Genomic DNA, 390 nt, shown 5'->3' with positions numbered 1-390 from the left:
GATTGAATGAGTAATGCTGTCACTGGTTTGAATCATTTGGTAGGTAGTAGGAAGATCTGCTACGACTAAACGAAGTCCCTTCTCCTGGATCCTGCGCTTCAGCTCTTGAAAATCTCGTTGGGTTAGGCGTGATAAGCGGTCAATACTTTCAACTAACAATGTGTCACCTTGATTTGCTTCTGACAGTAGCTTATTCAATTCAGGTCGGTCTAACTTCGTACCACTATAGTTTTCCACGTACACAATGGTTTCACCCAAATTCAAGTTTTGGTTTAGATCCTGAAGAATCTGCAAAGCCCTTTCTGCATCTTGATCTTTAGTTGAAGCTCGTAGATAAATACGTGTATTCATTTCTATCATTTAATCTTAATTCTATTAGATTAATGATAA

1 protein-coding gene is annotated in these 390 nt (G+C 38.2%); it reads right to left on the bottom strand.

What is annotated here, in order from left to right:
- Window positions 1–360: recombinase family protein (locus tag D9K81_RS18285; RefSeq protein WP_121524037.1), on the bottom strand; the 360-nt coding region annotated here is incomplete at its 3' end.
- Window positions 361–390 lie beyond the last annotated feature (30 nt).

Origin of the sequence: Acinetobacter chengduensis (assembly GCF_003664645.1) — a bacterium.
Taxonomy (GTDB): Bacteria; Pseudomonadota; Gammaproteobacteria; order Pseudomonadales; family Moraxellaceae; genus Acinetobacter; species Acinetobacter chengduensis.
Note: the sequence above shows the minus strand (reverse complement) of the source record. Positions and strands in the feature narration are given on the sequence as shown.